The sequence below is a fragment of the Bradyrhizobium sp. YR681 genome (assembly GCF_000282615.1).
In the GTDB taxonomy this organism is placed as follows: domain Bacteria; phylum Pseudomonadota; class Alphaproteobacteria; order Rhizobiales; family Xanthobacteraceae; genus Bradyrhizobium.
Window position 1 is genome coordinate 14115 of the sequence record NZ_AKIY01000215.1, and the last position, 23531, is coordinate 37645.

General features: G+C 67.0%; 22 protein-coding genes and 3 riboswitches. Of the genes, 18 read left to right on the forward strand and 4 right to left on the reverse strand.

Translation table 11 applies throughout. The annotated features are described in order from the left end of the window. Positions 1 to 9: 9 nt before the first annotated feature. Together cbiB and cobD are read left to right on the forward strand one after the other, a co-directional pair. Complete coding sequence (gene cbiB / locus PMI42_RS22355; protein ID WP_008138223.1) at positions 10 to 951, forward strand: adenosylcobinamide-phosphate synthase CbiB; 942 nt, start codon at positions 10 to 12, stop codon at positions 949 to 951. 11 nt (positions 952 to 962) lie between these two features. Then, on the forward strand, positions 963 to 1928 hold the full coding sequence (gene cobD / locus PMI42_RS22360; RefSeq protein ID WP_008138224.1) for a threonine-phosphate decarboxylase CobD: 966 nt from the start codon (positions 963 to 965) through the stop codon (positions 1926 to 1928). On the opposite strand, the gene PMI42_RS22365 is transcribed toward cobD, so the two are convergent. Both PMI42_RS22365 and cobO read right to left on the reverse strand, forming a co-directional pair. After that, entirely contained in the window at positions 1917 to 3365 is a 1449-nt protein-coding gene (locus PMI42_RS22365) for a cobyric acid synthase (protein WP_008138225.1), read from the reverse strand. The genes cobD and PMI42_RS22365 overlap by 12 nt on opposite strands. A gap of 5 nt (positions 3366 to 3370) precedes the next feature. After that, positions 3371 to 4006: a cob(I)yrinic acid a,c-diamide adenosyltransferase gene (gene cobO / locus PMI42_RS22370; protein ID WP_008138226.1), complete on the reverse strand. Its 636-nt coding sequence runs from the start codon at positions 4004 to 4006 to the stop codon at positions 3371 to 3373. A gap of 40 nt (positions 4007 to 4046) precedes the next feature. Continuing rightward, positions 4047 to 4268, forward strand: a riboswitch (cobalamin riboswitch). Between the two features lie 96 nt (positions 4269 to 4364). Here cobO and PMI42_RS22375 point away from each other — a divergent pair. The 7 genes from PMI42_RS22375 to cobJ are packed head-to-tail and all read left to right on the forward strand — an operon-like array spanning position 4365 to position 12272. Then, positions 4365 to 4739, forward strand: a complete 375-nt coding sequence (locus PMI42_RS22375) for a DUF1636 family protein (RefSeq protein ID WP_008138227.1) — start codon at positions 4365 to 4367, stop codon at positions 4737 to 4739. Then, positions 4736 to 5770 carry a cobalamin biosynthesis protein CobW gene (gene cobW, locus PMI42_RS22380; RefSeq protein ID WP_008138228.1) on the forward strand — a complete coding sequence of 345 codons (1035 nt, stop codon included), beginning with the start codon at positions 4736 to 4738 and terminating at the stop codon, positions 5768 to 5770. The genes PMI42_RS22375 and cobW overlap by 4 nt, the downstream gene beginning before the upstream one ends. Beyond that, complete coding sequence (cobN, locus tag PMI42_RS22385) at positions 5770 to 9018, forward strand: cobaltochelatase subunit CobN (RefSeq protein ID WP_008138230.1); 3249 nt, start codon at positions 5770 to 5772, stop codon at positions 9016 to 9018. Before cobW ends, cobN begins: the two co-directional genes overlap by 1 nt. After that, on the forward strand, positions 9015 to 10178 hold the full coding sequence (gene cobG, locus PMI42_RS22390) for a precorrin-3B synthase (RefSeq protein ID WP_008138234.1): 1164 nt from the start codon (positions 9015 to 9017) through the stop codon (positions 10176 to 10178). The genes cobN and cobG overlap by 4 nt, the downstream gene beginning before the upstream one ends. Next, a complete protein-coding gene (locus PMI42_RS22395; protein WP_008138236.1) occupies positions 10178 to 10807 on the forward strand; it encodes a precorrin-8X methylmutase in 630 nt (209 codons plus the stop codon). The genes cobG and PMI42_RS22395 overlap by 1 nt, the downstream gene beginning before the upstream one ends. Positions 10808 to 10809: 2 nt before the next feature. Beyond that, positions 10810 to 11541 (forward strand): precorrin-2 C(20)-methyltransferase, encoded by a 732-nt coding sequence (locus tag PMI42_RS22400; protein ID WP_008138238.1) that lies wholly within the window; start codon positions 10810 to 10812, stop codon positions 11539 to 11541. Then, positions 11538 to 12272 carry a precorrin-3B C(17)-methyltransferase gene (gene cobJ / locus PMI42_RS22405; protein ID WP_008138240.1) on the forward strand — a complete coding sequence of 245 codons (735 nt, stop codon included), beginning with the start codon at positions 11538 to 11540 and terminating at the stop codon, positions 12270 to 12272. Before PMI42_RS22400 ends, cobJ begins: the two co-directional genes overlap by 4 nt. On the opposite strand, the gene PMI42_RS22410 is transcribed toward cobJ, so the two are convergent. Then, positions 12248 to 12994, reverse strand: a complete 747-nt coding sequence (locus PMI42_RS22410) for a cobalt-precorrin-6A reductase (protein WP_008138242.1) — start codon at positions 12992 to 12994, stop codon at positions 12248 to 12250. The genes cobJ and PMI42_RS22410 overlap by 25 nt on opposite strands. Between PMI42_RS22410 and PMI42_RS22415 the strand changes: the two genes are divergently transcribed. The 8 genes from PMI42_RS22415 (at position 12993) to cobT (ending at position 20190) form a co-directional block, all read left to right on the forward strand. Then, positions 12993 to 14174, forward strand: a complete 1182-nt coding sequence (locus tag PMI42_RS22415) for a bifunctional cobalt-precorrin-7 (C(5))-methyltransferase/cobalt-precorrin-6B (C(15))-methyltransferase (RefSeq protein WP_035966356.1) — start codon at positions 12993 to 12995, stop codon at positions 14172 to 14174. The two genes, PMI42_RS22410 and PMI42_RS22415, sit on opposite strands and share 2 nt — an antisense overlap. Then, positions 14171 to 14539, forward strand: coding sequence for a cobalamin biosynthesis protein (locus PMI42_RS22420; RefSeq protein WP_008138247.1), 369 nt, complete (start codon positions 14171 to 14173; stop codon positions 14537 to 14539). Before PMI42_RS22415 ends, PMI42_RS22420 begins: the two co-directional genes overlap by 4 nt. Beyond that, the gene (gene cobM / locus PMI42_RS22425; protein WP_008138250.1) at positions 14536 to 15318 is read left to right on the forward strand and encodes a precorrin-4 C(11)-methyltransferase; all 783 of its coding nucleotides are present in this window, start codon (positions 14536 to 14538) and stop codon (positions 15316 to 15318) included. The genes PMI42_RS22420 and cobM overlap by 4 nt, the downstream gene beginning before the upstream one ends. Next, positions 15318 to 16628: a cobyrinic acid a,c-diamide synthase CobB gene (locus PMI42_RS22430; RefSeq protein WP_008138253.1), complete on the forward strand. Its 1311-nt coding sequence runs from the start codon at positions 15318 to 15320 to the stop codon at positions 16626 to 16628. Before cobM ends, PMI42_RS22430 begins: the two co-directional genes overlap by 1 nt. After that, a complete protein-coding gene (cobA, locus tag PMI42_RS22435) occupies positions 16625 to 17356 on the forward strand; it encodes a uroporphyrinogen-III C-methyltransferase (RefSeq protein WP_008138254.1) in 732 nt (243 codons plus the stop codon). Before PMI42_RS22430 ends, cobA begins: the two co-directional genes overlap by 4 nt. A gap of 45 nt (positions 17357 to 17401) precedes the next feature. Further along, a riboswitch (cobalamin riboswitch) is annotated at positions 17402 to 17621 on the forward strand. A 37-nt stretch (positions 17622 to 17658) separates the two neighbouring features. Next, on the forward strand, positions 17659 to 18336 hold the full coding sequence (locus PMI42_RS22440) for an energy-coupling factor ABC transporter permease (RefSeq protein WP_008138256.1): 678 nt from the start codon (positions 17659 to 17661) through the stop codon (positions 18334 to 18336). A gap of 41 nt (positions 18337 to 18377) precedes the next feature. Beyond that, positions 18378 to 19127, forward strand: a complete 750-nt coding sequence (gene cobF / locus PMI42_RS22445) for a precorrin-6A synthase (deacetylating) (protein WP_035966358.1) — start codon at positions 18378 to 18380, stop codon at positions 19125 to 19127. Positions 19128 to 19137: 10 nt separating this feature from the next. Further along, on the forward strand, positions 19138 to 20190 hold the full coding sequence (cobT, locus tag PMI42_RS22450; RefSeq protein WP_008138261.1) for a nicotinate-nucleotide--dimethylbenzimidazole phosphoribosyltransferase: 1053 nt from the start codon (positions 19138 to 19140) through the stop codon (positions 20188 to 20190). A gap of 6 nt (positions 20191 to 20196) precedes the next feature. On the opposite strand, the gene PMI42_RS22455 is transcribed toward cobT, so the two are convergent. Then, on the reverse strand, positions 20197 to 20769 hold the full coding sequence (locus tag PMI42_RS22455) for a histidine phosphatase family protein (RefSeq protein WP_008138263.1): 573 nt from the start codon (positions 20767 to 20769) through the stop codon (positions 20197 to 20199). Between the two features lie 72 nt (positions 20770 to 20841). After that, positions 20842 to 21044: riboswitch (cobalamin riboswitch) on the forward strand. A 117-nt stretch (positions 21045 to 21161) separates the two neighbouring features. Between PMI42_RS22455 and PMI42_RS39720 the strand changes: the two genes are divergently transcribed. After that, positions 21162 to 23519, forward strand: coding sequence for a TonB-dependent receptor (locus PMI42_RS39720; RefSeq protein ID WP_008138265.1), 2358 nt, complete (start codon positions 21162 to 21164; stop codon positions 23517 to 23519). The last annotated feature ends 12 nt before the right edge of the window (positions 23520 to 23531 follow it).

Below are 23531 nucleotides of genomic sequence, written 5' to 3' on the forward strand. Positions count from 1 at the left end.
GGCGTAGGCGTGGGCTTTGCGGGCGCGATGGTGGTGGCGATGGCGGTGGATGCCCTGCTGGGCTGGCCGTCGTGGCTGTTCGCGCGGATCGGCCACCCCGTAACCTGGCTGGGGCGGCTGATCGGCGCCATCGATCGCGGCTGGAATCGTTCCGCCGATCCGCCGGCGCTTCGCCGCGCCGTTGGCGTTGCAGGGGCGCTCGCTGTGATCGCGCTCTCCGTCGCACTCGGCTGGATATTTCAGTCCTGGCTTCCATCGGGTTGGATTCAGATCGTGCTGGTCGGAGTCCTGGCCTGGCCGCTGGTTGCCTTACGGTCGCTTAATGACCATGTCGCTGACGTCGTGAAGCCGTTGATGGCCGGTGACATCGCCGGTGCGCGCGATGCGGTCTCGCGTATCGTGGGCCGCGATCCCGCAACGCTCGATGAAGCCGGCATCGCGCGCGCGGCGATCGAGAGCCTGGCTGAAAATGCATCGGATGGTATCGTCGCGCCGGTGTTCTGGGGCGCGCTGTTCGGTCTGCCGGGGATCCTCGGCTACAAGGCGATCAACACGCTGGATTCCATGATCGGACATCGCAGCGAACGCCACGAAGCCTTCGGCTGGGCGGCCGCGCGCATCGACGATGTCGCCAACTTCATTCCGGCGCGCTTGACCGGATTTCTATTCATTCTGCTGGCACCGCGGCGATCGGAAGCGTTGTCGTGCATGACGCGGGATGCGCGTCGTCACCGCTCGCCCAATGCCGGATGGCCGGAAGCGGCCATGGCCGGTGCCCTCGGTGTGCGGCTCAGCGGTCCGCGCGTTTATCACGGCAACGTCACCAGCGAGCCCTGGCTCAACGAAGGCGCGCGCGATCCGCGCGCTGCCGATATCAGCGAGGCTCTGGCGGTCTACCGACGCGCCATGCTGCTGCTCGCCGGCCTCCTTGCGATCCTGGCTCTCGCGTGAAAGAACGGGGCATGCGCGAGCACGGCGGAAATCTCGATCTGGCCCAGCAACGTTTTGGCGGGCGTGCGGAGGACTGGATCGATCTGTCGACGGGGATCAACCGGTCGCCTTATCCCGTCGGCGAGATCGGTACGCATCAATGGCAGGCGTTGCCGTCGCGATCCGAGATCGACGCCCTGCACCGGGCGGCCCGGCATGCCTATCGGACCGGCGCACCGATCGTCGCGATGGGCGGCGCGCAGGCTGCGATTCAATTGCTGCCGCAACTGGTGCCACCCGGCCGGGCGCGCATTCTCGCGCCGACCTACAATGAATATGCCGGGGTGCTGTCGGCGGCGGCTTGGGATGTTCAGGAGGTTGGGGAGCTCGACGCGCTCGCAGGCGCGGATCTCGCTGTTGTCGTCAATCCCAATAATCCCGATGGCCGGCATTTTGCGCCAAGGGATTTGCTGGCGCTGCTGCCGGACGTCGGCCGCCTCGTCGTCGACGAGAGTTTTGCCGATGCCGTTCCGCAGCTGTCGCTCGCGCCCGAAGCGGATCATCCGGGACTGCTGATCCTGCGCTCGTTCGGAAAGTTCTATGGCCTTGCCGGGCTGCGGCTTGGCTTCGCGATCGGCAATGCGGCCGATATTTCCAAGCTCGCGGCCGCGTCGGGCCCATGGCCAGTCTCGGGAGCGGCGATCGCAATCGGCTGTCGCGCATTGCGTGACGCTGCCTGGGCCGAGGCTACGTCGGTGCGCCTAGCGGCCGACTGCGCTCGCCTTGACGCCATGGCGCCAGCGCAAGGCTGGCGGCTCGTCGGCGGCGCGCCGCTGTTTCGCCTCTACGAGACGCCTGACGCGCTTGCTGCGCAGGAGAAGCTGGCGCGTGGCCAAATCTGGTCGCGCGTCTTCGCGCAAAAACCGACATGGCTGCGGCTTGGGCTTCCCGGCAGCGAGGCCGAATGGACGCGCCTTGCCGAGGTGCTAGCGCGCTAGCGCGAGCAGGCCTTCGACGTCGAGATGCTGTTCGATGTGATCGGCGAGCGCGTCAAGCGTGCTGTCGACCCTGGCGTGGTAGGGCTCGTCGCCCGCGGGAATGTCGAGCTTTGCCAAATAGGCCTTTCGGAAATCGTCCGACGTGAACAGGCCGTGCAGATAGCTGCCTTGCACCCGGCCATCGCCGGAGCTTGCGCCTTCCGGCTCGCCATTCAATTTTGCGAACGGCCGGGCGCGATCCGGCCCATCGGTCCGGCCGATATGAATTTCGTAGGCCTGGATGGGCTGGTCCGTGGCGGCGTGAACGGCCGCGACCCGCGTCAATGTCTTCTGCGGGCTCATCACCGTTTCCACGTCCAGAAGCCCGAGGCCCGCCGTGTCGCCGGCAGGTCCTTCGATCCCGTCGGGATCGGTGACGCTGCGCCCGAGCATCTGATAGCCGCCGCAGAGGCCGAGCACATGGCCACCTCTGCGATGATGCGCGAAGAGATCAATGTCCCAGCCCTGTGCGCGCAAAAAGGCAAGATCGCCGCGGGTGGACTTCGAGCCGGGGATGATGACGAGCCTGACATCGCCGGGGATGACTTCGCCCGGACGCACCATGACGAGATCGACACCAGGCTCGAGCTTGAGCGGATCGAGATCGTCGAAATTGGCGATCCGTGACAGCGCAAGGCAGGCGATCTTGCGCTGGCCCGGCTTGCGCGCATCGCTGAGGCCCAGCGCGTCTTCGGCCGGCAGCTCGCCGGCGCGCGCGAACCAGGGCAACACGCCAAGGCCGCGCCACGCGGTCTTCGCCTCGATCAGCTTGTAGCCGTCGTCGAACAACGTGGGATCGCCGCGGAACTTGTTGATGACAAAGCCCTGGATCATCGCGACATCTTCGGGGTCGATCACCGTCTTGATGCCGACCAGCTGGGCGATGACGCCGCCGCGGTCGATGTCGCCGACCAGCACGACCGGGACATCGGCCTTGCGCGCAAAGCCCATGTTGGCGATGTCGGCCTTGCGCAAATTGACCTCGGCCGGGCTGCCGGCGCCTTCCACAAGCACCAGATCGGCGCGGGCCTTCAGCCGCTCAAAACTCTCAAGCACCGAGCCCATCAGCGAGGGCTTCATCGCCGCGTATTCGCGCGCACGCGCGGTCGCGATGCGTTTTCCTTGCACGATGACCTGCGCGCCGACATCGGTCTCCGGCTTGAGCAGCACCGGGTTCATGTCGGTGTGCGGCTCGACGCCGGCGGCGAGTGCCTGAAGCGCCTGGGCACGGCCGATCTCGCCGCCGTCGACGGTCACCGCCGCATTGTTCGACATGTTCTGCGGCTTGAAGGGGAGCACGCGCAGGCCGCGCCGCGTGAAGGCGCGCGCGAGGCCGGCGACGATAAGCGACTTGCCCACGTCCGAGCCGGCTCCCTGGATCATCAGCGCGCGTGCCATCGAATTCAGAACTCGACGCCGGCTTGCGCCTTGATGCCGGAGCGGAAGGGGTGCTTGACCAACGTCATCTCGGTGACGAGATCGGCGATCTCGATCAACTCGTCCTTGGCGTTGCGCCCAGTGAGCACGACATGCGTCATCGGCGGCTTCGAGGTTGTCAGGAAGTCGACGACTTCCGCGATGTCGAGATAGTCGTAGCGCAGCGCGATGTTGATCTCGTCGAGCACGACCATGCGCAGGTTCGAATCCAGGATCAGCTCCTTGGCCTTCGCCCAGCCGGCCTGCGCGGCCGCAATGTCGCGGGCGCGGTCCTGCGTCTCCCAAGTAAAGCCTTCGCCCATGGCGTGGAACTGGCAGAGATCGCCGAAATGGCCGGTGAGTAGGCGCCGCTCGCCGGTATCCCAGGCGCCCTTGATGAACTGCACGACCGCGCAGGGGAAGCCATGGGCGACGCAGCGGACGACCATGCCGAAGGCCGAGGAGGACTTGCCCTTGCCGGCGCCGGTATGAACGATGATGAGGCCCTTTTCGCCGCTCTTGGTCGCCATGATCTTGTCGCGGGCAGCCTTCTTCTTCGCCATTTTCTGGGCGTGCCGGGAGTCGGTTTCCTCAGCTGTTTGGGGTTCCGGTTCAGGTGTCATCGGTCCCGGTCCTTCGGCTTGACAAGAGGCGGCCGGGGGCAAATGGTGGCCCGGCGTTGGTTCCTGTCCTATGACAGGCGAAGAGGGAATGCGATAGGGTCCGAATCGGCAAGATTTGGGTCCAAAATGCAGCCGCCCCCGCGACCGTGACCGGAGAGATGCCCGAAGCCACTGATCCCCCAGGGGATCGGGAAGGCGGGGATCGAAGGGCCAAAAGCCCTGCTCCGCAAGCCGGGAGACCTGCCAGCGCGGACGAGTTTTGGACCGGCGGACGGGGTGTTCCGCGACGGGGAAACGGGCCTTCGGGGGAATGGTCCGTGTGCCTCTTCGCCTCCCGCTGTCTATCCTGGAAGAGGCGATGACCGTCACACTTCACGTCTGCATCACCTGCCGCGCCGGCGAGACGCCTGGCGAGGGCGAGGCTACACCGGGCAAGCGCTTGCATGGCGCGATCCTCGAGGCGGGCGTGCCCGAAGGCGTCAGCGTGGTTCCCGTCGAATGCCTGTCTGCATGCAGCCAGGGCTGCTCCGTCGCGCTCAGCGCACCCGGCCGCTGGTCTTATGTCTACGGCCGCCTCTCGGACGCAAATGCGAGCGACGTGGTCGCAGGCGCCGCAGCCTATGCGGCCGCGCCCGACGGTCTCGTGCCCTGGCGCAGCCGTCCCGAAATCTTCCGCAAGCAGTCGCTTGCCCGCATTCCCCCCATTGCCGCGTTGCCGGAGGCCGCCGAATGAACTCGCTCGCAAAAGTCCCTGTGACGGTGGTCACGGGGTTTCTCGGCTCCGGCAAGACCACGCTGATCCAGCATCTGCTCGCCAATCCTGACGGCAAGAAGCTCGCGGTGCTGGTCAACGAGTTCGGCAGTGAAGGCGTCGACGGCGAGATCCTGAAATCCTGCGCCGATGCGAACTGCCCGGAAGAGAACATTATCGAGCTTGCCAATGGCTGCATCTGCTGCACCGTTGCCGATGATTTCATTCCGACCATGGAAAAGCTGCTGGCGCGCCCGGTGCGGCCCGATCACATCCTGATCGAGACCTCGGGTCTGGCGTTGCCCAAGCCGCTGCTGAAGGCGTTCGACTGGCCGGAGATCCGCTCTCGCATCACGGTCGACGGTGTGATCGCGCTGGCCGATGCCGAGGCTGTCGCCGCAGGCCGCTTCGCGCCCGATCCGGCTGCCGTCGAAGCGCAACGCGCGGCGGACGAAAATCTCGATCACGAGACACCGCTGTCGGAAGTGTTCGAGGACCAGATCGCCTGTGCCGATATCGTACTGCTGACCAAAGCCGACCTTGCCGGCGCTGCGGGACTTGAAGCCGCCAAGGCCGCCATCACCGCCGAGATGCCGCGCCGCGTGCCGATGCTGTCCGTCACCGACGGCGCGATCGATGCGCGCGTGATTCTCGGTCTTGGCGCGGCGGCGGAAAACGATCTCGCCGCGCGGCCCTCGCATCACGATGGCGAGGAGGATCACGAGCACGACGATTTCGCCTCCGTCGTGATCGATCTTCCTGAAATCACCGACATCGATGCGCTGGTCGCCTCGGTGCAGCGTCTTTCGCGCGAGCAGAACGTGCTGCGCGTCAAGGGCTATATCGCGGTGACAGGCAAGCCGATGCGCCTGTTGCTGCAAGCGGTCGGCGAGCGCGTGCGCCACCAGTTCGACAAGCCCTGGGGCGGAGGCAGCCGCCAGTCGAAGCTCGTCGTGATCGGCGAGCACGGCGATATCGATGAGGCCGCGATCAAAGCGGGGCTTGGTGTCTGATGCACGTCGTCTTCCGCGAGAGCCGCGGTCTCGAGGAGACCGCGACGCCAAGGGACATCGGCCAGGACCCGGCCGATCTCGTGGTGCTCTCGTACTCGGATTCCGACCTTGCGGCGTTCGCGGCGGGCTGGCGGCGTGGCCGCAGCAGTCTGCCGTCGCTGCGGCTCGCCAATCTTGCGGAACTACGCCATCCGCTTTCGGTCGACACCTATATCGAGCGCACGCTGTCACAGGCGCGCGGCATTCTGGTCCGATTGATCGGCGGTGAGTCCTACTGGCCGTACGGGCTTGCGGCGCTCCAGCAACTGGCGAAGGCGCGCGGTATCGTGCTGGCCGTTCTGCCGGCCGACGGCCGCGACGACGAGCGGCTGGACGCTTATTCGACATTGCCGGTCTCGACATTGCGGCGGCTCAAGGTGCTCTGTGACACGGGCGGCCCTGTCGCAGCCCAGGCCGCGATCGCGCAGCTTGCGTTGGCCTCGGGGCTCTATGCCGGTCCGGTCGTCGGCGAGACGACCGTGCCCGAGATGGACTTTTACGATCCCGCGCGCGGCGTCATTGCTGCGCCGCCGGGGAGCGATGCAAAGCCCCGCGCGCTCGTGACGTTCTACCGCTCCTATCTCACCGCCGCGGATACCGGCCCGGTCGATGCCCTGATCGCCGCGCTGCGCGAGAAGGGGTTTGACGCGTATGGCGTGTTCGTCGCCTCGCTGAAGGCTCCGGACGTGGCTGATTGGCTCCGAGAGCATCTTGCGAAAAATCCGCCGGCCGCGATCGTCAATGCAACGGCGTTCTCGGCGATGGGCGATGATGGCACGACACCGTTCGACGCTGCACCGTGTCCGGTGTTCCAGGTCGCGCTCTCCACGGCGCGGCGTGAGGATTGGGCGGAATCGCTGCGTGGCCTGTCGCCCGGCGATCTTGCGATGCACGTGGTGCTGCCCGAGGTCGATGGCCGCCTGTTCGCGGGTGTGGTGAGTTTCAAGTCGGCGGCGGTGCGCGATCCCGACCTGCAATTTTCGCATCTCGCGCACCGGGCCGATGAGAAGCGTGTGAAAGCTGTCGCCGCGCGCGTCGCGGCCTGGCGACGGCTCGCGGAGACGGCGGCCAGCGAGAAGCGGGTGGCGATCGTGCTCTCGAACTATCCAGGCCGTCCACATCAGATCGCGCATGCGGTTGGGCTCGATGCGTTGGCTTCAGTCGAGGCCTTGGTGTCCGACATGGCGGAGGCCGGCTTTGGTGTTGCGCCGGTTCAGGCGCTCGGACAGACGCTGCTCAAGCAGCAACTGACCTGGAGCATTGCCGATTACCGCGCGGCGCTGTCGCGCCTGCCGCAGTCCTTGCAGGATGACCTCGCGCAGGCCTGGGGCTCGCCGGAGAACGATCCGAGCTGCCGCAATGGTTCGTTCCACTTCGCTGCCATCGCTTGCGGACAATCGATCATCGCGGTCCAGCCCGAGCGCGGCGATGCGACCACGCGCGATTCCGACTATCACGATCTCGCCCGCACGCCGCGGCATGCCTATGTCGCGTTCCATCTCTGGCTCCGCGAGCAGGCCATCGATGCTGTCGTGCACATGGGCGCACATGGCACGCTGGAATGGCTGCCGGGAAAATCGGTAGCACTGTCCTCCAGCTGCTGGCCGGAAGCGCTGATCGGTGATCTCCCTGTCATCTACCCTTTCATCGTCAACGATCCCGGCGAGGCTGCGCAGGCCAAGCGGCGCTTGGGTGCCGTCACGATCGGCCATCTGCCGCCGCCGCTTGCAGCATCCGCTGTACCCGAGGGCCTGCGTCGGCTTGAGCAGCTCCTCGACGAATATTCGACCGCTGACGGTCTCGATCCCGCCCGCCGCCAGCGGCTGGTTGCTGCGATCCGTGAAGAAGCCCGCGTCGCCGGCCTGGAGGACGATCTCGGCCTCGATGCTTCAGCTGCGCCGGCCGAAGCGATCCCGCGCCTCGACCGCTTCGTCTGCGATCTCAAGGAAAGCCAGTTCGGCGACGGCCTGCATGTGTTCGGTCGCGGCTCCTGCGGCGATGCCGAGCGGACCGCGTTGCGGGCTGCTCTTGCGGGGCAACGCGTCGCGCCGGGTCCGTCCGGCTCACCCTATCGCGGGCGCCAGGACGTGCTGCCGACGGGGCGCAATCTCTTTGCCGTCGATCCCCGTGCGGTGCCGACGCCGTCGGCACATGCGCAGGGGATAAAACTGGCCGAAGAGCTGCTCCGCCGCCACTTGCAGGATCACGGCGACTGGCCGAAGGGCCTCGTCGTCGATCTCTGGGGCTCGGCGACGATGCGCACAGCGGGCGAGGAGTTCGCGATGGCGCTGCATCTGGCCGGCCTCGCGCCGCGCTGGGATCACGCCTCCGGCCGCGTCACCGGCTACGACATCATCGCGCCGGCCGAGCTCGGCCGCCCTCGCATCGACGTCACGCTGCGCGTGTCGGGCCTGTTCCGCGATGTCTTCTCAGGTCTGGCGCAATTGTTCGAGGCCGCCGCCGAAGCGCTCGCGGGCCGCGAGGACGAGGGCGACGAAAATCCGTACCGTCACCGCGCCTCCCGCGTGTTCGCGCCGCGTCCCGGGCAATATGGCGTCGGCCTCTCGGCGATCCCCGATGCCTTCACGCCCGAGACGCGGGACGCCGCGGGCGAGGCCTGGCTGTCGGCATCGTCCTGGGCGTTCTCCGCCGATGGCGAGATCAGGCAGGATCGCGCCGGCATCGAACGGCGGCTCGCATCTGCGGATGCGTTCGTGCATCTCCAGGACCTGCCGGAAACCGATCTTCTGCTCGCCGCCGATTATGCCGCCCATGAAGCGGGCGTCGCGGCGGCGGCAGCCCATCTCGGCGTTGCAGGACCATCGCTCTATCACCTCGATACGACGCGTCCCGAGCAGCCGCATGCGCGGACGCTGACGGAAGAGATTTCTCGCGTCGTCCGCGCGCGCGCGGCCAATCCGGCCTGGATCGCCGGCATGATGCGCCATGGTTTTCGCGGCGCCGCCGAGATCACCGCGACACTCGAACACATGGCCGCCTTCGCCCATCTCGCCGGCGCCGTGCCGCCGCATCTGTTCGACCTCTACTATGATGCGACGCTCGGCAATGACGACGTCCGCGCCTTCATCGCCCGCGAAAATCCGTCGGCACTGGCCGCGCTGGAGAGCTGCTTCACCCGCCTGCATGAGGCCTCACTCTGGCGAACGCGCCGCAATTCGATCGCGGCGGCGCTGCGGGAGGCGTCATGAGCGCGGCTTCGGTGAAGGGCTGGTGTCCCGGCGCATTGCGCCCGATGCAATCGGGCGATGGACTGGTGGTCCGTGTGCGTCCGTTCGGCGGGCGGCTCGATGCGACGCAGATCTCCGGGCTTGCGCATCTGGCCGAGCGCCATGGCAATGGCCTGATCGACGTGACCAGCCGCGCCAATCTCCAGATCAGGGGCGTCAGCGACACCAGCCACCGGCTGCTGCTCGACGGGCTCGCGCAACTGGCGCTGCTCGATCCGGACGCCGAGACCGAATCCCGTCGCAACATTCTGGTGACGCCGTTCTGGCGCGTCGGTGACGAAACCCAATCGCTCGCCGCCGAGCTCGAAGCGGCGCTCGAGCAATGCGCGCTGCCGCTTCCGACCAAATTTGGCTTTGCGATCGATGACGGCACCTCGCGCGTGCTCGCCGGCGATTCCGCGGACGTGCGGATCGAGCGCGATCGCGCCGGGGGGCTGCTGGTGCGGGCCGATGGCGCCAGGCTCGGCTGTCCCGTCGGACGCGGCGAGGCGGTGACCGCCGCACTCGCGCTCGCCGATTGGTTCGTGACATCTGGCGGTGCCAAGGGCGGACGAGGGCGCATGGCCGCGCATCTTGCCGCTGGCGGCGCCTTGCCTGACGCGCTGCGCGGCGAGGCTGAGCCGGCGCCGATCATGGCCGCGGCGCGGCCCGGCCTTTATCCGCAAGGCGCGATGGTCGGCGTCGCCTTCGGGCAAATGCAGCATGCGACGCTCAGCCAGTTCGCCGGTTGCGGACATGCGCTGCGCATGACGCCTTGGCGCCTGGTCTTGAGCGAAGACAAGCGGACGATGCCGTCCGCCGCCGGATTGATCGCCGAGGCCTACGATCCGGCGCTGCGCGTCATCGCTTGCAGCGGAGCGCCGCGTTGCCGCCAGGCACATGCCGATACCCGTGCGCTGGCGGCGGCGCTTGCGCCGAACATCGGCTCGGCCGCACGGCTTCACGTCTCCGGCTGCGCCAAGGGCTGTGCCCATTCCGGCGCGGCTGCGATCACGCTGGTCGCAACCGGCGCCGGCTTCGATCTCGTCCGCGGCGGATCGACCCGCGACGAGCCCGTCCTGCGCGGCTTGAACCGCGACGACATCGTCGGCAATCCCTCCATTCTGATGGGAGGGCACTGATGCCGTACGCTTATGAAACCGACGGCGCGGCGATCTACCGGCAATCCTTTGCGACCATCCGCGCCGAGGCCGATCTTGCCCGCTTCACCTCCGACGAGGAGCAGGTCGTGGTGCGCATGATCCATGCCGCGGGCATGGTGGGCCTTGAGGCGCATATCCGCTTCACGCCGGGCATGGCGACCGCCGCGCGCGCGGCCTTGCAGAAGGGCGCACCGATCCTGTGCGACGCGCGCATGGTCTCGGAAGGAATTACGCGCGCGAGATTGCCTGCGGCCAATGCCGTCGTCTGCACGCTCAGTGACGAGTCCGTTCCAGCGCTCGCGCACTCCATGCGCAACACGCGTTCGGCCGCAGCGCTGGAGCTGTGGCGGCCGCATCTCGGCGGCGCGATCGTCGCGATCGGCAACGCGCCGACCGCGCTGTTTCACCTCCTCAACATGCTGGAGGATCCCGACTGCCCGCGGCCGGCGGCGATCATCGGCTGCCCGGTGGGTTTCGTCGGTGCGGCTGAATCCAAGGCTGCGTTGATGGCCGATCCGCCGGTGCCGGCGCTGACCGTCGAAGGCCGCCTCGGCGGCTCCGCGATCACGGTCGCTGCCGTGAATGCGCTGGCGAGCCGGAGCGAGTAGCGATGGGACGCATCATCTGCTGCGGCCTTGGCCCTGGTGATCCCGACATGATGAGCGTGCGCGCGGACCGGACCGTGCGCGGCGCCAGGCACGTCGCCTATTTCCGCAAGAAGGGGCGGCCGGGACAGGCGCGCCGTATCGTCGAGGGCATGCTGGCGGCCGACGTCACCGAATATCCCATGGAATATCCTGTCACGACCGAGATTGCTTTCGACAGCCAGGAATATGTCCAACTGCTCGCCGGCTTCCACGACGAGTGGGCCGAGCGGCTGGCGCGGCTGGCACGCGCGGTTGACGTCGTCGTGCTCTGCGAGGGCGATCCCTATTTCTACGGCTCCTTCATGCATCTGCATACGCGCCTGCAAGGCCGCGTCGAGATCGAGGTGATCGCGGGCATTCCCGGCATGGTCGGCTGCTGGAACAGCGTGGGACAGCCGATCGCGCTCGGCGACGACGTGACGACGGTGCTGATGGGGACGCTTCCCGAAGCCGAGCTCGAACGGCGCATGCGCGATTCCGATGCGCTGGTCATCATGAAGACCGGACGCAATCTCGCAAAGGTTCGCCGTGCGCTCGCGTCCGCGGGCCGGCTGGACGACGCCTGGCTGGTCGAGCGCGGCACCATGCCGGGCGAGCGCGTGCTGCGCCTCGCCGGGATCGATGCCGCCGACTGTCCCTATTTCGCGATCGTGCTCGTGCACGGCAAAGGCCGGCATCCGGACGCCGCCGAATGACGGGCACGCTGACCATCGCAGGCCTCGGGCCGGGGAGCGATGCGCTGGTGACGCCCGAGGTGTCCGCGGCGCTGGCGACCGCGACGGATATTCTGGGCTATGCGCCTTATGTCTCGCGCGTGCCGCCGCGACCGGGCCTCAAGTTGCATCCATCGGACAACCGCGAGGAAGTGCAACGCGCGAGCGAGGCACTGCGACTCGCGGCCGAAGGCGGCCAGGTCGTCGTCGTCTCCTCCGGCGATCCCGGCGTCTTCGCGATGGCGTCCGCGGTGTTCGAGGCGCTGGAACAGGCGCCGCAATATCAGGCGCTGCCGATCCGCGTGCTGCCTGGCATCACCGCGATGCTGGCCGCGGCCGCGCGCGCCGGCGCGCCGCTCGGCCATGATTTCTGCGCGATCAATCTCTCCGACAATCTCAAGCCCTGGGCTGTGATCGAGAAGCGGCTGCGGCTGGCCGCAGAAGCCGATTTTGCGATTGCGATGTATAATCCGCGTTCGGCAAGCCGGCCGGAGGGATTTGGCCGCGCGCTCGCGGTGCTGAAGGAAGCCGGCTGCGGCGAGCGCCTCGTGATTTTTGCGCGCGCGGTGAGTGCCGCCGACGAAAAGATCGAAACCGTCACGCTGAACGACGCGACGCCGGAGATGGCTGACATGCGCACGCTCGTCATCGTCGGCAATTCGCAGACGCGCCGCGTCGGACGCTGGGTCTATGCGCCGAGGCGGGCAGAATGACCGAGCCACTGCATGACGTCCGCGACACTTTCGACCCGCAACCGCTCGGGCAGCTTTGGCCGCGAGATCATGATCACGGGCTGGCCAAGCATGCGGGCCGCATCGATCTTGGCGCGCGCACCGTCGCCGCCGGAATTGCGGGCGACGATCCGTGCGATGCCGCGCGTGCGGAGCATATCGAGCTCGCCGTCAAGCGTGAATGGTCCCCGCGACACGATCACGTCAGCCGGGAAGGGCAACGGCGCTTCGGGCGGGTCGACGAAGCGCAATGTGTAGGCGTGCTGCTGTTTGGCCGCAAACGGCGCGATATGCTGGCGACCAATGGCGAGGAACACATTCGCCGGCGTCTCCGGCAGCGCGGTCGCCGCAGCGTTGACGTCGGCGACTTCGATCCAGTCGTCGCCGGACATCTTGTCCCAGGGCGCACGTTCGAGCGCGATCAGCGGCGTGCCGGTTTCCTTGCACGCCCGGACCGCGTTGCGACTCATCTCGGCGGCGAAGGGATGGGTCGCGTCGATCACGTGCGTGATGCCCTCCTGGCGGATGTAGTCGGCAAGCCCGCTCACGCCGCCGAAGCCGCCGATGCGGGTCGGCAGCGGCTGATCGGCAGGCGCACGGGTGCGGCCGCCATAGGAATAGACGGCCTCAAGCCCGGCGCGCGCGATCTCTACCGCAAGCTGGCTCGCATCGCTCGTCCCGCCCAGAATGAGGGCGCGTGTCATGGCTGATCCCTGGCTGACCATCATCGGTATCGGCGAAGATGGCCTTGCCGGGCTGTCGGAGGCAAGCCGAAAGGCGCTCGCCAAGGCAGAAACTGTCTTTGGCGGCGAGCGGCATCTAGCGCTTGCTGATGTGGGTGGTCGCGGCCGGCCGTGGCCGGTGCCGTTCGACGCAGACGTCGTGTTGAGCTGCCGCGGCCGGCCGACAGCCGTGCTCGCCTCCGGTGATCCGTTCTGGTACGGCGCCGGTGCCGGCCTTGCCGAAAAGCTAGACGCCAGTGAGTGGACCGCGCATCCGGCGCTCTCGACGTTTTCACACGTTGCCGCGCGGCTTGGCTGGCGCCTCGAAGCCATGACATGCCTTGGGCTTCATGCTGCGCCGTTTGAGCGCCTCGTGCCGCATCTGGCGCGAGCCGCGCGGATCGTCTGTCTCGTACGCGACGGCAAAGCTGCCGGCGATCTCGCGAAATGGCTGGGCGAGCGCGGATGGGGCACCTCGACCCTCTGGACACTTGCTGCACTCGGTGGGCCGCGCGAAAGCATTGCAGAGCATCGCGCCGATAGCTATGCGGGTGATCTCGCTGGAAACCTGATCGCGGTGGCAATTGAGGCGAGGGGGGCGCAGGGCATTCCTCGCAGCTCGGGACTTTCGGACGATCTCTTCGTCCACGACGGCCAGATCACGAAGCGGCCGGTGCGCGCGCTCGCGCTCTCGGCGCTGGCGCCATGTCCCGGCGAACGATTGTGGGATATCGGCGCCGGCTCGGGTTCGATCTCGGTTGAATGGGCGTTGTGCGGCGGAACGGCGATCGCCGTCGAGGCGCGCGATGATCGGGCTGCCAATATCCGCAGCAATGCCGAGGCGTTCGGGCTGGCGCATCGGATCACCGTCATTGCGGGGACGGCGCCCGAAGCTCTTGCTGCTCTGGAAGCGCCGGATGCCGTGTTCATCGGCGGCGGTCTCGATGGTGCGATGTTTGATGCGATCTGGTCCCGGCTCGCGTCGGGTGCCCGGCTGGTTGCACATTCAGTCACGTTGGAGACGGAGGCGCTGCTCGGTGAGCTGCACCGGCGCCATGGCGGCGAGCTGATGCGGGTGGAGATTGCACATGCGGCTCCGCTTGGCCGCTACAGGTCCTGGGAGGCATCGCGACCTCTGGTGCAATGGAGTGTGGTCCGATGAAGGTCGCCGGACTTGGATTCAAGAAGGATGTTTCGCTGGCTTCGTTGCGAGAGGCACTGCTGGCAGCCGGCGGCCCCGACGGCCTTGCGGCGGTGGCGACCGTCAGCGACAAGGCTGATGCGGAGGTGCTGAAACAGCTCGCGCGCGAATGCGGTGTGCCGATCAAAGCCGTTCCGGCCGAAATGATGGCCGGCATCGACACGCCGACGCAGTCAAAACTCGTCGCGGGAAAGTTCGGGACGGGATCGATCGCCGAAGCGGCGGCGCTCGCCGCGGCTGGCCCTCGCGCACGATTGATTACGACGCGGGTGGTCTCGCAGGACCGCACCGCGACCGCCGCGATCGCCGAAGGAGACGGTGCATGACGGTGCACTTCATCGGCGCCGGGCCGGGCGCTCCCGATCTACTGACATTGCGCGGCCGCGACCTGATCGCGGCCTGTCCGGTCTGCCTCTATGCTGGTTCGCTGGTTCCCGAAGGCGTGTTGGCGCATTGCCCGCCGGGTGCACGGATCGTCAACACCGCACCGCTATCGCTCGACGCGATCATCGCGGAGATCGCCGCCGCGCACGCGGAAGGCAAGGACGTCGCCCGGCTGCATTCCGGCGATCTCTCGATCTGGTCGGCGATGGGCGAGCAGCTCCGCCGCCTGCGCGCGCTCGGCATTCCCTATACGGTGACACCGGGCGTTCCGTCGTTCTCGGCGGCCGCGGCTGCGTTGGAGGCCGAGCTGACGTTACCCGGCCTTGCTCAGTCGGTCGTGCTGACGCGCACACCCGGCCGCGCCAGCGCGATGCCCGAGGGCGAGACGCTTGCCGCATTCGCCGCCACCGGCGCGGTGCTCGCGATCCATCTGTCGATCCATCTGCTCGACAAGGTCGTTGCCGAGCTCACGCCGCATTACGGCGCGGACTGCCCGGTTGCGGTCGTCTGGCGCGCGAGCTGGCCCGACCAGCGCGTCGTCCGCGCCACGCTGGCGACGCTCGATGCCGCTGTCGGAGTTGAGATGGAGCGCACTGCACTCATCCTGGTTGGCAAGACGCTCGGTGCTGCGGATTTTGACGAGAGCCGTCTCTATGCGGCCGACTATGACCGCCGCTATCGGCCTGTTGGTACCGAGCCGCGCTTTCCGGAGGCGACGTGATGCCGGCAGGACTCGTCATCTCCGCGCCAGCCTCCGGCGTCGGCAAGACCACGCTGACGCTGGCGCTCGCGCGTGCCTGGCGCAATCACGGCTTGAACGTGCAGTGCTTCAAGAGCGGGCCCGATTATATCGATCCCGCCTTTCATGCTGCCGCGACGGGGCGCGCTTCCGTCAATGTCGATAGTTGGGCGATGGATCACGCGACGATCGGCCATCTCGTCAGCCGCGGCGCGGATGCCGATGTCGTGCTCGCCGAGGGCTCGATGGGCCTGTTCGACGGCGTCGCCGCGCGCGGCGTTTCCGGCACCGGTGCGACCGCCGACATTGCGGAATTGCTGGGCTGGCCGGTGGTTCTCGTGATCGATCCCTCCGGACAGGCGCAGACGGCGGCCGCGATCGCCGCAGGCCTTCGCGATTATAGCCCCGGCGTGCGCCTTGCCGGTGTCGTGCTCAATCGCGTTGCCAGTTCGCGCCATGAAGATCTCGTGCGGCGTGCGCTCCACGATGCCGGCATCGCCGTGTTCGGCGCGCTGCCGCGTCATGCCGAGATCAGCCTGCCGAAGCGGCATCTCGGCCTGGTGCAGGCCGAGGAGCAGGCGGAGATCGGCAAGCTGATCGAGGAGGCCGCGCGTTTCGTCGCCGAGCATGTCGAAATCGATGCAGTGCTGCAATCGGCCGCCAGCTGGTCGCCGCAGCCTGCCGCGAACGGCCTGAACGTGACGCCGCCCGGCCAGCGCATCGCGCTCGCACGCGATGCGGCCTTCTCCTTCGTTTATCCGCATATGCTGGAAGCCTGGCGCGCGGCCGGTGCCGAGATCACGACATTCTCGCCGCTTGCCGATGAGGCGCCCGATGCAAGCGCCGATGTATGCTGGCTGCCCGGTGGCTATCCCGAGCTGCACGCCGGCAGGATCGCAGCCAATGCACGCTTTCACAGCGGACTGCGCGCCTTTGCCGAAACGCGCCCGGTGCATGGCGAATGCGGAGGGTATATGGTGCTGGGCGCAGGCCTCACCGACGCCGACGGCGTTCGTCACGACATGACGGGCCTGCTCGGGCTGGAGACGAGCTTTGCCAAACGGCGCATGCACCTGGGCTATCGTCTCGCCGCGCTCGCAGAGCCAATGCCTGGACATCGCGCCGGCGCGCGCCTGCGTGGCCACGAGTTCCACTATTCGACCATTCTGGCCCAACCCGACACGCCGCTCGCCGTCGTGCACGACGCGACGGGCGCGGTCATCGCCGAGACCGGTTCGCGCCGAGGCAATACCACCGGCACGTTCTTCCATCTGATCGCGGAGGACCGGTGAGCGGTTTCGTCTCCTTCGTCTCCGCCGGCCCCGGCGACCCCGAGCTTCTCACGCTCAAGGGCGCCGCGCGGCTGCGGGAGGCCGACGTCGTGCTCTATGACGATCTCGCGTCGGGCGCGATCCTCGATCTTGCCCGTCCCGGTGCCAATCTCGTCGCGGTGGGGAAGCGGGCCGGGCGGCCCTCGACCAAGCAGCACCACGTCAACCGCCTGCTGGTCGACTATGCCGCGACAGGCGCGCGCGTCGTCCGCCTCAAGTCCGGCGACGCTGGCATTTTCGGCCGGCTCGAGGAGGAGCTCGAGACGTTGCGCGAAGCCGGCATCGGCTACGAGATCGTCCCAGGTGTCACCTCGGCCTGCGTGGCCGCTGCGCAAGCCGGCATTCCCCTGACGCGGCGCCACACCTCGCGGCGGGTGCAGTTCGTGACCGGGGCCGACGTCACCGGCGAACTGCCGCAGAATTTGAACTGGGCGGCGCTGGCCGATCCGGAAGCGACGACCGTGGTCTACATGGGCCGGCGCACCTTTCCGGCGCTTGTGGCAAAATTGATCGCGCACGGTTTGGCGCCAGACACCCCGGCGCTTGTCGCCGAATCCCTGGGGCGCCCCGATGAGCGGCTGGTCCGCACCACGATTGCCGAGCTTGCTGAGCAGCTTGCGCGGGGCGGGGCCGCCTCGACGGCTGCTGTGATCCTGTTTGGCGCACTGGCGGGAGAATACCCGTCATGATGGCTTCAATCACCCTTCCGCCCTTGACGCCCGGCTGGCGAAAGGGGCACACAGGAGTGGCATGGTGCTCGAGGCGGCGCAAAGCGCCGGAGCATAATCGGGAATGGGGATGGGCGGACCCAGTTGCGGCGCCCAAAACCCCAGCCGCCCCCGCGACTGTAAGCGGTGAGGGGCTCCGATCAGCCACTGGACCGCAAGGTCCGGGAAGGCCGGAGAACCCCAGTGAACCGCGAGCCAGGAGACCGGCCGTGCGTGTTTTGAGGCCAAGGCCGTCGGGTGTGACGGCAGGAAGGAACTGAGCCATGCATATCGAACCCGGTGTCGTCTCGGGCGCCAAGATCGTGTTGAGTTACGCAACAGGCATCGCCGTCGGCGGCGTTGCGCTGAAGCTCGCGGTCGAGACCGTGCGCGAGCAGGGCATCACGTCGTTCGCGGCGCGGACGCTCGCCACCACGGGCCTTGTGTTCGTCTTCTTCGAGATCCTGCCGCACTTCCCGGTCGGCGTCTCCGAGGTGCACTTCATCCTCGGCTCGACCCTGTTCCTGCTGTTCGGCGCCGCGCCCGCGGCCTTCGGCCTCGCGTTCGGACTGCTGTTCCAAGGCATCTTCTTCGAGCCGCCCGACCTGCCGCAATTCGGCATGAACGTCACCACGCTGCTGGTGCCGCTGTTTGGAATCCAGGCGATCGCCACGCGGATCATTGCCCGCAACACCGCCTATGTCGATCTCAGCTATCGTCAGGCGCTGGCGCTGTCGACCACGTATCAGGCCGGCGTCATCGCCTGGGTCGCGTTCTGGGCGCTCTATGGCTCCGGCTTCGGCGCGACCAACCTCGTCAACATCGCGACCTTTGCGGCCTCCTACGCGCTGGTCATCGTGATCGAGCCGCTGGCCGATCTCGGTGTGCTGGCGCTGGCGAAATCGCTGCGCGGCGTCACCGCGCCGGGTCTCGTCACGCCGCGCCTGCACAACGCGGCTTGAGAGACAAAGGGGCGGCCGTCATGGCCGCCCCAGCACGCGCGATGCTCACGCTCTCCCTGATAGGCATCGGTTGCGGCGATCCCGAGCAGCTTACGCGCGCCGCGATCGCTGCCATCAACGCGGCTGATCTCATCCTGATCCCGCGCAAGGGGACCGCGAAATCCGATCTTGCCGATCTGAGGCGGACGATTTGCGCGGATGTGCTCACCAGCGGCAAGACGCGTATCGCCGAATTCGATCTTCCCGTGCGCGACGCCGGTGAAGCGGACTACCGCAAGGGCGTGGACGATTGGCACGACGCCGTCGGCGCAACCTGGTCGCAGACGATCGCCAGCCATCTCGGAAGTGACGGCAAGGTCGCGCTGCTGATCTGGGGCGATCCCTCACTCTACGACTCTTCGCTGCGCATTGCGCGGCGGCTCGATCCCTTGCCTGATATCGAGGTCGTCCCCGGCATCACCTCGATCCAAACGCTGTGCGCGGCGCATGCGCTGCCGCTCAACGACATTGGCGAGCCGTTCCTGGTTACGACAGGACGACGTCTGCGCGAAGGCGGCTGGCCACAAGGCGTCGATACCGTGGTCGTGATGCTCGACGGTGACACTGCGTTTCAATCGCTCGATCCGGCCGGGTTTCACATCTGGTGGGGGGCCTATCTCGGCATGCCCGATCAGATCATCATGTCAGGCGCGCTCGCTGAAGTCGGCCCGCGCATCGTCGCGCTGCGGCAGGAGGCGCGTGAGCGGCACGGCTGGATCATGGACAGCTACATTCTCAAGCGCAGGCCGTAAGCGAGGCAGCATGCTCCCCGAATGGGTCTATCAAAAGTGCCCCGATGTCTCCGCGATCCATCACGACGCGGCGATCGCGCGGCAGGCGCAACTGACGAAGCCGACCGGCGCGCTCGGCCGGCTCGAGCAGCTCGCGATCGAGCTTGCGGGCCTGCAAGCGACCGAGCAGCCGCGCGCGGCACGGGTGCCGATCATCATCTTCGCCGGTGATCACGGCGTCGTCGCGCAAGGCGTGTCGGCCTATCCGCAAGGAGTGACCATCGCGATGATGGCGAATTTTGCATCCGGCGGCGCCGCGATCTCGGTGCTGGCGCGTGAGCTTGGCTCCAGCCTCGAAGTCGTCGATGCGGGCACGCTGGCTCAAGAGACGATGCCGGGCATCGTCACCGACAAACCGCGCAATGGCACGCGCGATTTCAGCGTCGAGGCTGCGCTTACGCCCGCGGAGTTGGCGTTTGCTTTCGAAGCTGGCCAGCGCGCGGTCTCGCGCGCTGGGGCCAGCCAGCCCGATCTTCTGATCTTCGGCGAGATGGGCATCGGCAACACCACGAGTTCGGCAGCGATCGCCGCGGGCTTGCTCGGCGTGGGGGCCGAGGAGATCGCGGGAAGCGGCACCGGCGTCGATGCGGCCGGCCGGGCGGACAAGGCGCGGGTGATCGATGCTGCGATTGCACATCATGGTGCCGCGGGTGCATCACCTGAAAAAATCCTGTCTGCCGTCGGCGGCCTCGAGATCGCGGCGATCTGCGGCGCGATCATTGCGGCTGCGCAAGCCCGCCTTCCCGTGCTGATCGACGGCTTCATCGTGTCGGTTGCGGCGCTGGCGGCTGTGCGGCTCAACCCATCCTGCCAGCCGTTCCTGTTGCCGTCGCATCAATCGGCTGAGCAGGGGCATCGCCTCGTGCTTCGCGCGTTGAACGTGCAGCCGCTGATCAGCCTCGATCTCAGACTTGGCGAGGGATCGGGCGCCGCCATCGCGCTGCCGCTGGTGCGGCTCGCATGCAGCCTTCACAACGGCATGGCGACCTTCGCGCAGGCCAATGTGCCGGATCGCCCGGCCTGATCCGGCTCACACGACGCGCTGATTGACCGATACGACACGCCAGCCGGTCGAGAGGCGGTCGATCCGGGTGAGCGACAGCGGATCGATCATGAAGCGCAGGGCTGCCTGCGGCGCAAGATCCAGCGCGATGCACAGTGCGGCGCGGATCGTGCCGGAATGCACGACGAGGGTTGCCGATCCCGGGCCGATCCGCGACAGCCCCAGCCGAACGCGGGCAACCTGATCCTCAAAGCTTTCGCCCCCCGGTGGTCGTGCGTGAGCCGGATCGCTCCAGAATTGCGCGTAGGCATCGCCGCCCGTCGCGGCGAGCTCATCGTGCTTGCGGCCGGTCCAGTCGCCAAAATCCTGCTCGCCGAACTCGTCGACCAACTGCGGATCCAGCCCCAGCGCGCGCGCTGTTTCGACGGTACGTCGTGCCGGGCTGGCATGGCTCTCGCAATCCCGCGGCAGGCGCTGCCGCAGCGCTTCCAGTTGTGAGCGGTCGCCGAGATTGGCTGGCGCGTCGGCGGCGTGGATCGTCCCTTTGACGCCGCCGACGGGGGCGTGCCTTATCAGCCAGAGGAAGGTCTCGCCTTCCATGCTTGTCTCCAAGGAAGTTGGTTGCTGTGGCAATAACGCCGCAGCTTGCACATTGACTCTGTCTTGATCGTAATCCTAGATGCTTGCGACGGTTTCCCCCGAGAGGGGATGAAAAGGGAATGCGGTGCGGGGACGTTGTCCCCAATGCCGCGGCTGCCCCCGCAACTGTAAGCGGTGAATCCTTCGTCAGATGCCACTGGGTCCTCGGTCCCGGGAAGGCGACGAAGCGGTCACGACCCGCGAGCCAGGAGACCTGCCGTCAGCCGTGGTCACACGCGAAGATGTCGGTCGGGGAGTACAGACATTCGGCTTCATTGGAGGGCTGACAAGCCGGACGATGAGACCTTGGTTCGCGGTGACGTGCCACTGACGTCATACCGAGGTCCAAGACCGTGTTGTCCATCCTTATCGTCCGACCGCGCTCGTTGCTGCTCGCATCCGCCGCGCTCACATGCCTCGCCATTCTTGATCCATCTGCCGCACTGGCGCAGCAGGCCCGCGAGCCGCTGCCGCCCGTCGAGGTCTCGCCCGCCCAATCCCGCAAACAGGCGAGGCACGCCGCCCGGGATGCGCAGGGCCCGCGCCGCGCAGCTGTGCGCAGGCCGGCGGCCGCACCGGCCGCGCCCAAGCCCGCCGTGCCGGCGGCAGCCGAGCAAACACCGCTCAACAGCAACGCGGTTGCGGAAAGCGCCTCGCGCCTCGGGCTGACCGTGCGACAGACGCCCGCGACCGTCGAGGTGATCTCGGCCGAGACCATGCGCGAGCAGGGCTACCGCACCGTCTCCGAGGTCGCGCAGGGCGCGGTGGGCGTCACCTCCGGCGACAACCCGGCCGAGCCCGCGGCCTTCTCGATGCGCGGCTTCACCAACAGCCAGATCAACACGCTGTACAACGGCATCAAGATCGGCCCGCAGAACATGACCTCGCGGATCATGGACACCGCCAATCTGGAGGCCGTGGAATTCCTGAAAGGCCCGGCCTCGCTGATATCGGGCGAGGGCGCCGCCGGCGGCGCGATCAACTTCGTCACCAAGCAGCCGCACACCGGGCCGATCCGGAACGAGGCGGATTTCTCCTGGGACTCCCTGAACTCCTTCCGCGCCCACTACGGTTCGGGCGGCAGCACCAACGTTCAGGGCCTCGACTACCGTTTCGACGTCAGCCGCTCCTCGCTCAACGGCTTTGCCGACGACACCAACACCAAGACGCTCGATGTCTCCGGCCAGCTCAACTACCGCATCTCCGACAATCTCAAGGTCTGGGGCGCGATCGAGTACCGCGAGGATCGCTCGAAGGCCTATTGGGGCGCGCCGCTGGTTTCGGCGACCTATAGCGGCTCGCATGCGACGACGGGGATCGTCTCCGGCAATTACGTCTCGAACTACAACGGAACCAATCTCGGTGCCGTCACCATCGACGACCGCACCTTCAACACCAATTACAACGTCCTGGACAATCGCAATGTCGCACAGGAGGTGTGGCTCCGCGGCGGCTTCGAGCTGAAGCTGGCGCCCGACCTGACGTTGAAGAGCCAGGCCTACGGCTATGGCGCGGAGCGGACGTGGTTCAACAACGAGGTGCAGGCGTACAACTCCGCCACGAACCTGGTCGATCGTGAGCGCTTCTACGTTGCACACAGTCAGCGCCTCGTCGGCAACATCACGGACCTGGTCTGGGATGCGAACATCGCCGGTTTCGACAACCGGCTGGTCACGACATTGTCGTCGAGCTATCTCGATTTCGTCAGGCCGGGCGCCGCAAACTTCCCGGGCGATTCCGTTTCGCTGGTCGATCCCAATCGCGGCTATTACGGCCTGCTCACGACACAACAACAGACCGCGCGCATCGACAACGAGGCGCTGTCGTTTGAGGACCGGTTGAAGCTGACGCGCAGCTTTGCGTTGATCGGCGGCCTGCGCGTCGAGCATATCGGGCTCGATCGCAATTCGACCGACAAGAACGGGCTGGAGAAGGCGGGCTTTCCGTACACGAAGGACTGGGCGCCGGTGACAGGCCGCATCGGTTACACCTGGGAGGCCGTTCCCGGCCTGACCTTCTTCAGCCAGTACGCGACCGGCGCGGACGTCGCGGCCAATAACATTTTCCTGCTCCTGCCAACCCAGCCGCTCGATCTGACGACCGCGCGCACCTACGAGACAGGCGTCAAGCATTTGTTATGGGACAACCGGGCGGAGTGGTCATTCTCGGCCTACGACATCCTGCGCAAGAACGTCTACGCTGCGGCGGGCGGCATGCTGCTCAACATTGCCGGACGGCAGGAATCGAAGGGCGTCGAGCTCGCCGCCTCGGTGCGCCCGATCGACCCGCTTCGCCTCTGGGGCAACATTGCCTATGTCGACGCGCGCTATGCCGACTACAATTTCGTCGGCGGCTCGTTCTCCGGCAATACGCCGCCGAACGTGCCGCGCATCGTGGCCAATGCCGGTGCGTCGTATCGGTTCTTCACGCCCTGGCCGGTGGAGCTCGGCATCACCGGCCGCCATGTCGGTGATCGCTACAACACCGATGCCAATGTGGTGACACTGAAGGCCTACACCGTCGCGGACGTCTATGCCTTCGTCGACATTCCCAAGACGGTGTTCAATGCGGTCGATCAGGCCCGGCTGACCTTCCGCGTGCGCAACATCGCCGACAAGCGTTACGCGATCTGGGGTGATCCGTTCTATCCCGACCAGATCCTGCTCGGCGCGCCCAGAACCTATGAGCTCTCGGCCGCGTTCAAATGGTAGGGCGCTGACCAC